Origin of the sequence: Promicromonospora kroppenstedtii DSM 19349, from assembly GCF_000515355.1 — a bacterium.
Lineage (GTDB): Bacteria > Actinomycetota > Actinomycetes > Actinomycetales > Cellulomonadaceae > Promicromonospora > Promicromonospora kroppenstedtii.
The window spans coordinates 67516-74905 of the sequence record NZ_KI911710.1 but is presented as its reverse complement, the minus strand read 5'-3'; the positions used below and the strand labels follow the sequence as shown (position 1 = coordinate 74905).

The following is a 7390-nucleotide window of genomic DNA, read 5'->3' as shown; positions in this document are numbered from 1 at the left end:
TACCGCGAAGCGCAGAGCAGGGTGGGGGCCGAGGAACGAGGCACCCGCCCGGAACGGAGCGCAGCGGGACCCCGACCAGAAGACGGAGAGGGGTACCGCGAAGCGCAGAGCAGGGTGGGGGCCGAGGAACGAGGCACCCGCCCGGAACGAAGCGCAGCGGGACCCCGACCAGAAGACGGAGAGGGACACCGGCAGGTCAGCGGCGAGGACCACGCGACGCCGCTCGCGGCGCAGGAGGTGGCGACGCCCGGCACCGTGCTCGACGTCGGCACCGCCGAGCTGATGCTGCGCGCCCTGACCGTGGACAAGGCCCTGTACGAGGTGGTCTACGAGTTCCGGCACCGCCCGGCGTGGATGCACATCCCGCTCGCCGCGGTGGCGCGCGTGCTCGGCTCATGAGCCCGACCACCTGAGGTTCTGTTCAGCCCACGAGGCTCTGCCCGCATCCACCGGTTTGAACCGTTGCAACCTCGTGGCCCGAACAGAACTCCCGCACGGCAGCACGGCAAGCCCTGTGGACAAGCGGCACCAAGAATCACCATCGGCTGCAATGGGGCGATGAGATCAGCAGCGGGCCTTCCCCCGCCTCTCCTTGAGGTCGCCCGTGGACAGGGCGGCCTGGTGTCCACGGCACAGTGCGAGGAGCACGGTGTGCTGACGAGCCGGCGCAGTCGGCTCGTCGCCGCGGGCACCTGGAAGCGACCGGCCCGCGGCGTGTACGACACCCGTGAACGCGATGCCACCATGCACGAGTTCGACCAGGAACGTTGGCGTACCGTCTGGCTCGCGCTGAAGTCGTACCCCAGGTCGGCGGCCGTCGGCGAGATCGCGCTCATGATGCACGGCGCCGAGGGGCTGCCCCGCCGGCTCACCGCAGAGGTAGCACTGCCACGCGGCACGTACGCCCGCCCTCGAGCAGGCGTGCGAGTACGCCAGGTCGACCTGCGCGGCCACGCGGTCAAGGTGCTCGGCCGTCATGCGGCTCGGGCCCCTCTGGCCCTGGTCCAGGCGATGCGGACGCTCTCACGAGACAGCTGGGTCCAGTGCGCGGACAGCCTGCTCCACAAGAAGGTCGTCAGCGCGCAGGACCTCGTCGAGGTGCGGGCGCTCGCGCGTCGAGCGGGACTGGTCGAGCGGCTCCACTGGGCCGACCTCGTCGACGGGCGCGCCGAGTCGCCCCTGGAGACCGAGGCACGGCTGCGGTGCGTCGACGCCGGCTTCCCGCCGGACGACCTGCAGCGCGAGTTCCGGGACGGCGAGGGGAAGTTCCTGGGACGCGCCGATCTCGTGTGGCACCTCGGCGACGGTCGCTGGCTGATCGTCGAGATCGACGGCGGTGCCTTTCACTCCACGGACGACCAGCTCGGCCGGGACGCCGTCCGGCAGAACGACCTGCTCGAGGGCGGCAGGACGATCGTCCTCCGCTTCCGTGGCGCACACCTCAGGCAGCCGCAGGGGCTGACGGAGCGGATCGGCCGGGTCCTGACCCGCTCCGGCTGGCAGCCTGGACGGGCTCTCCCGACCTGACGTTCTGTTCAGCCCACGAACCTTTGCCCGCCGTGCTCGGTTTGAAACGTCGCAAGCTCGTGGCGTGAACAGAACACCAGGTCGACGCGCGATCCGTCCGCGTTACGTGTCGCACGCCACGTACCCGGCATGGAAAGGTGATCCCATGGCTGACCTGCCCGACGTCGACCTCGAGGCGCTGACCGCCGTCGCGTCCGGAACCCACCACGACCCGCACACCGTGCTCGGCCCCCACCTGCTCGACGGGCCGTGGACCGTGGTCCGCGCCCTGCGCCCGCTGGCCGACGAGGTGGTCGTCGTCACGGCGAGCACCGAGGTGTCCGCCACGCACCAGGGTGCGGGCGTATGGGCCGCCGTCGTCCCGGCCGCCGAGGAGGCGGACGGGTCGCGGCACGCCCCCGACTACCGCATCCGCACCCGGTCCGGCACGGACACCTGGACCTCCGACGACCCGTACCGGTTCCTGCCCACGCTGGGCGAGGTGGACCTGCACCTGATCGGCGAGGGGCGGCACGAGCAGCTCTGGCAGGTGCTCGGCGCCAACCCGCACCGGTACCCGAGCGGGTCCGGCGACATCGCCGGCGTCGCCTTCGCCGTGTGGGCCCCGAACGCGCGCGGCGTGCGGCTCGTGGGCGACCACAACGGCTGGGGCGGCACGCACCCGATGCGGTCGCTCGGGCACACCGGTGTCTGGGAGCTGTTCGTCCCCGACGTCGGCCCGGGGCTGCGCTACAAGTTCGAGATCCTGGGGGCCGACGGCGTCTGGCGTGCCAAGGCCGACCCGCTCGCCAAGGCGACGGAACATCCGCCCGCCACGGCCAGCGTCGTCACCGCCTCGGAGCACACGTGGCACGACGAGGCGTGGCTGGCCGCCCGGTCCGCGTCCGACCCGCACTCCGCGCCGCTGAGCGTGTACGAGGTGCACCTGGGCTCCTGGCGGCCGGGCCTCGGCTACCGCGAGCTCGCCGAGCAGCTCACCGACTACGTCGTCGAGCAGGGCTTCACGCACGTGGAGCTGCTGCCGGTGGCGGAGCACCCGTACGGCGGCTCGTGGGGCTACCAGGTCACGAGCTATTACGCGCCGACGTCGCGGTTCGGCTCTCCCGACGACTTCCGGTACCTGGTGGACCGGCTGCACCAGGCCGGGATCGGCATCGTGCTGGACTGGGTGCCCGCGCACTTCCCGCGCGACGAGTTCGCCCTGGCCCGGTTCGACGGGACGCCCCTGTACGAGCACCCGGACCCGCGGCGCGGCGAGCAGCAGGACTGGGGCACGCTGATCTTCGACTTCGGCCGCCGCGAGGTGCGCAACTTCCTGGTCGCCAACGCGACGTACTGGTTCGAGGAGTTCCACGTCGACGCCCTGCGGGTGGACGCCGTCGCCTCGATGCTCTACCTCGACTACTCGCGCAAGGACGGCGAGTGGACGCCCAACGTGCACGGCGGCCGGGAGAACCTGGAGGCCATCGCGTTCCTCCAGGAGGCGAACGCGACCGCCTACCGCCGCACGCCCGGCGTCATGATGATCGCTGAGGAGTCGACGGCGTTCCCGCAGGTCACCGGACCGACGTCGAGCGGCGGCCTGGGCTTCGGCCTGAAGTGGAACATGGGCTGGATGAACGACACCCTGCGCTACCTGGCGGAGGACCCGTACAACCGGCGCTACCACCACGGCGAGCTCACGTTCTCGCTCGTGTACGCGTTCACGGAGCAGTTCGTGCTGCCGATCAGCCACGACGAGGTGGTGCACGGCAAGGGTTCGCTGCTGCGCAAGATGCCGGGCGACCGGTGGCAGCAGCTCGCCGGCGTGCGCTCGTTCCTGGCCTACCAGTGGACCCACCCGGGCAAGCAGCTCCTGTTCATGGGCTGCGAGTTCGCGCAGGACACGGAGTGGGCGGAGTCCGAGGGCCTGCGCTGGGACCTGCTCGGCGACACCGGGCACTCGGGCGTGCAGCACCTGGTCCGCGACCTGAACGCGCTGTACCGCGCGACACCCGCGCTGTGGGAGCTGGACTTCGACCCGGCGGGCTTCGAGTGGCTGGAGTCCGACGACGCCGACCACAACGTGCTCGCGTACGTGCGCCGGTCCCGCTCCGGGGACCCGGTGGTGGTGGTCGTGAACTTCGCGGGCGTGCCGCACGAGGGCTACCGGCTGCCGCTGCCGGACGTGCCCCGGACCGGTGGCGCGGCGGGGGTCGAGCCCGGATCGCTGGTCGAGCACGTCCAGACCCTCCCGCCCGCCGAGCCCGCGGAGACGTCGATGCGGGTCGCGCCGGCCGATGCCGCGACTCTGGCCGAGCCGGTGACCGCTGGCGGCCCGGTGTGGCGCGAGGTGCTCAACACCGACGCGACGGTCTACGGCGGCTCGGGCGTCGGCAACATGGGCAGCGTCCAGGCCGAGCCGGTCCCGCACCACGGCCGCGCGTGGTCGGCCCCGATGCGCATCCCGCCGCTGGGCGCCCTCGTCCTGGTCCCGGAGTAGCCCTCCTGGAGCGGCCCAACTCTTTCGAGGCCTGGGTTTCTTCGCTTTGAGGCGACTCAAAGCGAAGAAACCCAGGCCTCGAAGGTGATCGGCAGGTCAGACTGCCGACCCGGCCGACCGGCGCGCCCGGTCAGTACAGGCTGATCGCCAGGCGCTTGCGGGCCTTGCTGACGCGCGGGTCCGTGGTGCCGGCCACCTCGAAGAGCTCCAGCAGCCGCACCCTGATCTTCTCCTTGCCGTCGGCGTCCGTCTCGGTCAGCAGGTCGAGCAGGCGCGCGAACGCGTCGTCCACCTTGCCGCCCAGCATGTCCATGTCGGCGACGGCGAGCGCCGCGTCGACGTCGGACGGCGCGGCCGCGGCGGCCTGGCGCACGGCCGCGAGGTCGGAGTCGTGGGTGCGCTGCATGAGGTGCACCTGGGCGAGGCCGGCGGTGGCGTCGGTGTCCTTCGGGTCCTGGCGCAGGGCCTTCTCGTACGCCGCGGCGGCACCCGCGAGGTCGTCGCGCTCGATCGCGTCGTACGCCTCCTGGTGCAGCGGGGGCAGCGGCTGCTCCGGCTCCGGCTCGGGCTCGTCGCCCGTGGGGGCGGCTCCGCCCGGGGCCAGGCCGGTGACGCCGTTCTGCTCGGCGGCGGCCAGCACCTGGTCGAGCACGCCGCGGATCTGCTGCTCGTCGGCGGCGCCCTGGAACAGGGGCAAGGGCTGGCCCTGCAGCACGGCGACGACGGTCGGCACGCCCTGCACCTGGAACGCTGCGGCCACCTGCGGGTTGGCCTGCGCGTCCACGCGGCCCAGCAGGAACCGGCCGGCGTACTCCTGCGCGAGGCGGCCCATGGTGGCACCCAGCTCGGCGTTCGCCTGGTCGGTCGGGATCCACAGCAGGATCACCACCGGGTAGGTGGTCGAGTCGCGGACGAGCTGCTCGAAGTTCGCCTCGCTGACGTCCACCACGAACCCGCCGGCTTCGGGGGCGCCACCGGGCTGCCCGGGCGGCGGTGCCTGGGGACGGTTGAGTGCGGACAGGTCGACGGCGCCGCGCACCGCGAACTCGGGCTGCGCGCTCCGGGCGGGGCCGGGCTGGGGGGACGTACTGCTCATGGGGGCAATCCTAATGAACCACGCGATCGATACCCGTCGACTCCGCTCTGGGCGATCAGCGGGTCACTTGTTCGAGACCGAGGTGGGCACGCGGTGGAAGCCCAGCAGGGTGACCTGGTCCGGCGAGCCGGCAGGCGGCACGTACAGGGCGACCAGGTCGCGGTAGACGACCTTCATCACCTCGGTGCCCTTGGCGTTGCCCCACAGCGCCTTGGCCGACGGCGTGCTCGGTGTCAGCCGCCATCCCTTCTCCGCCTTCAGGGTCTCCTGGCTCGCCAGCGCCGCCAGCACCACGGCGCCGCCGTCGGCCGTGCGGACCGCCTTGACCGGGTCCTTCGTCGGCTCGTACCCGACCTCGAAGGTGCCCTTGGCGCCCTTGTCCTCCTTCTTGATCGCCGCGAGGTAGCTCTCGCCGGTGTCTCGCAGGTACTGCCGCAGGTCGTCGTCACCGAAGCTCTCGGCGTACCTCGACCGGTCGTCGATGCTCAGGACCGACGCGTACTGCTGCGCGACGTCCTGCGGCGAGATCTTGAGACTCGTGTCGTCCGCCGGGACGGCGGCGCTGCCCAGGTCGGCCGGTGCGAACTGCGGCATGGTCACCCCGGGCACCAGGTAGACGAAGCCCCACATCTTGTACTGGTCGCGGGCCGAGGGCTGCTCGAACGCCGCGAGCAGCGGCGGGGCCTTCTTGGAGGGCTGCTCCGTGATGACGAAGCTGCTACGCGGCCAGCCCTGCTCGGACGGCAGGATCAGCTGCCGGCCGGCCAGCGGCAGGCTGACCAGTGCCTTGTCGTCGCCGGACGCGGCGATCCGCATCTCGGCCCGGCGCAGCCCGAGCGCGGGACCGGCGAGCCGCTCCTCCAGTGCCTGCGCACCCTCGTCGCCCTTCGCACCGTCGACGACCGCCGTCACCTGCTCCAGGATCTTGCGCTCCTGGGTCTCGCTGACGACCGCCGCGACCACCGGGGCATCGGCGACCGGGACGGGGAGCTCGGTGGTGCACCCCGTGAGCAGGAGTGACGTGACGGCGAGCACGCCCGGGACGAGCCCGGAACGCGGAAAGGGTGGCCTCCGTGAATTCACGGAGGCCACCCTAGCCAGGGCTGACAGCGGGGTCAGTGAAAACGTCAGCCGTTCGAGACCGACGACGGCACGTGCTCGTAGCCGACCAGGCTGATCTGGTCCTCCGAGTCCTTCGGCGGCACGTACATGGCCACCATGTCCTGGTAGTTCACCTCGACGACGTTGGTCACGTCCTCGTCACCCCACAGGGCCTGGGTCGTCTTGGTCGGCGGGCCGATCTCGCAGCCCTCCTCCCTGGCGGTGATGGTCTCCTTGCTGATCATCGCCGCCATCACGAGGGCGCCGCCGTCAGCGGTGCGGACCGACTTGACCGGGTCCTTGGTGGGCTCGTACGCGACCTCGAAGGCGCCCTTGCAGTCCTCCTTGTTGATCGCGTCGACCTGCAGCTTGCCGTAGTCCCGGAAGAACTGGCGCAGATCGTCGTCGGCGAAGTTGCCGGCGTACTTCGAGTCCTTGTCGACCGTCAGCACCGAGGCGTACTGCTTGATGACGGTCTCGGGGGTCTCCTTGAGGCTCTCGTCGTCCGCCGCCACGGCGGCGCTGCCCAGGTCGGCCTCCGCGAACTGCGGCATGGTCACGCCCGGCAGCAGGCGGACCCAGCCCCACAGCTTGTACTGCTCGCGGGCCTCGGCCTGGTCGAACGCCATGAGCACGGGCGTGGTGAGGTCCTTGGGCTGCACCGTGATGGCGAAGCTGCTGCGCGGCCACTCCTGGTCGGAGGGCAGGATGACCTGCTGCATCTCCATGTTCAGGTCCGTCAGCGGCTCGTCGTCCTTGCGGGCTCCGGCCACCTTGAGCTGGGTCTCGCGGATCGTGAGCGCGGGCCCGGACAGGCGCTCGCCCAGCGAGTCCGCCTCCTTGGACTTGGTCACGCCCTCGACGACGCCGGACACCTTGTCCAGGATCTTGCGCTCCTGGGACTGCGTCACGACGGCCGCCGCGACCGGTGCCTCGGGCTTGGGTACGGGAAGCTCCTCGGCGCAGCCGGCCAGCAGGCCGGTTGCGAGCACGGTCGCTACCACGGCCATGGATCGGGTCGTGGTGCGTCTCATCTGTTACCTCCGTCGTCGCTCCCGGTCACACCCCAGGTCTGGCGCCACGCCGCGGCACGGCTGCTCGGGGTCTCCTGCTCGGGTTCGGGCTGGGGTTCCGGCTCGGCGGCCGGCACGGCCGGCATGGCGCCGGTCGCCGCCCGGCGCTGC

Annotated in this window: 6 protein-coding genes; 3 read left to right on the top strand and 3 right to left on the bottom strand. The window is 71.5% G+C overall.

Annotated elements, in window-relative coordinates; genetic code table 11:
• Positions 1-237 precede the first annotated feature (237 nt).
• The 3 genes from PROKR_RS32900 to glgB all read left to right on the top strand — a co-directional run bounded on the left by PROKR_RS32900 (position 238) and on the right by glgB (position 4009).
• A complete protein-coding gene (locus PROKR_RS32900) occupies positions 238-399 on the top strand; it encodes a hypothetical protein (RefSeq protein ID WP_157602292.1) in 162 nt (53 codons plus the stop codon).
• A 159-nt stretch (positions 400-558) separates the two neighbouring features.
• Entirely contained in the window at positions 559-1527 is a 969-nt protein-coding gene (locus PROKR_RS19750; RefSeq protein ID WP_342665887.1) for a type IV toxin-antitoxin system AbiEi family antitoxin domain-containing protein, read from the top strand.
• A 145-nt stretch (positions 1528-1672) separates the two neighbouring features.
• Entirely contained in the window at positions 1673-4009 is a 2337-nt protein-coding gene (gene glgB / locus PROKR_RS19745; protein ID WP_036966106.1) for a 1,4-alpha-glucan branching protein GlgB, read from the top strand.
• Between the two features lie 130 nt (positions 4010-4139).
• Here glgB and PROKR_RS19740 read toward each other — a convergent pair whose 3' ends face one another.
• From PROKR_RS19740 to PROKR_RS19730, 3 genes are all read right to left on the bottom strand, one after another.
• Positions 4140-5105 carry a tetratricopeptide repeat protein gene (locus PROKR_RS19740; protein WP_036966103.1) on the bottom strand — a complete coding sequence of 322 codons (966 nt, stop codon included), beginning with the start codon at positions 5103-5105 and terminating at the stop codon, positions 4140-4142.
• Between the two features lie 63 nt (positions 5106-5168).
• Complete coding sequence (locus PROKR_RS19735; RefSeq protein ID WP_245605895.1) at positions 5169-6188, bottom strand: DUF8094 domain-containing protein; 1020 nt, start codon at positions 6186-6188, stop codon at positions 5169-5171.
• A 44-nt stretch (positions 6189-6232) separates the two neighbouring features.
• Complete coding sequence (locus tag PROKR_RS19730; protein WP_245605894.1) at positions 6233-7240, bottom strand: DUF8094 domain-containing protein; 1008 nt, start codon at positions 7238-7240, stop codon at positions 6233-6235.
• Between the last annotated feature and the right edge of the window lie 150 nt (positions 7241-7390).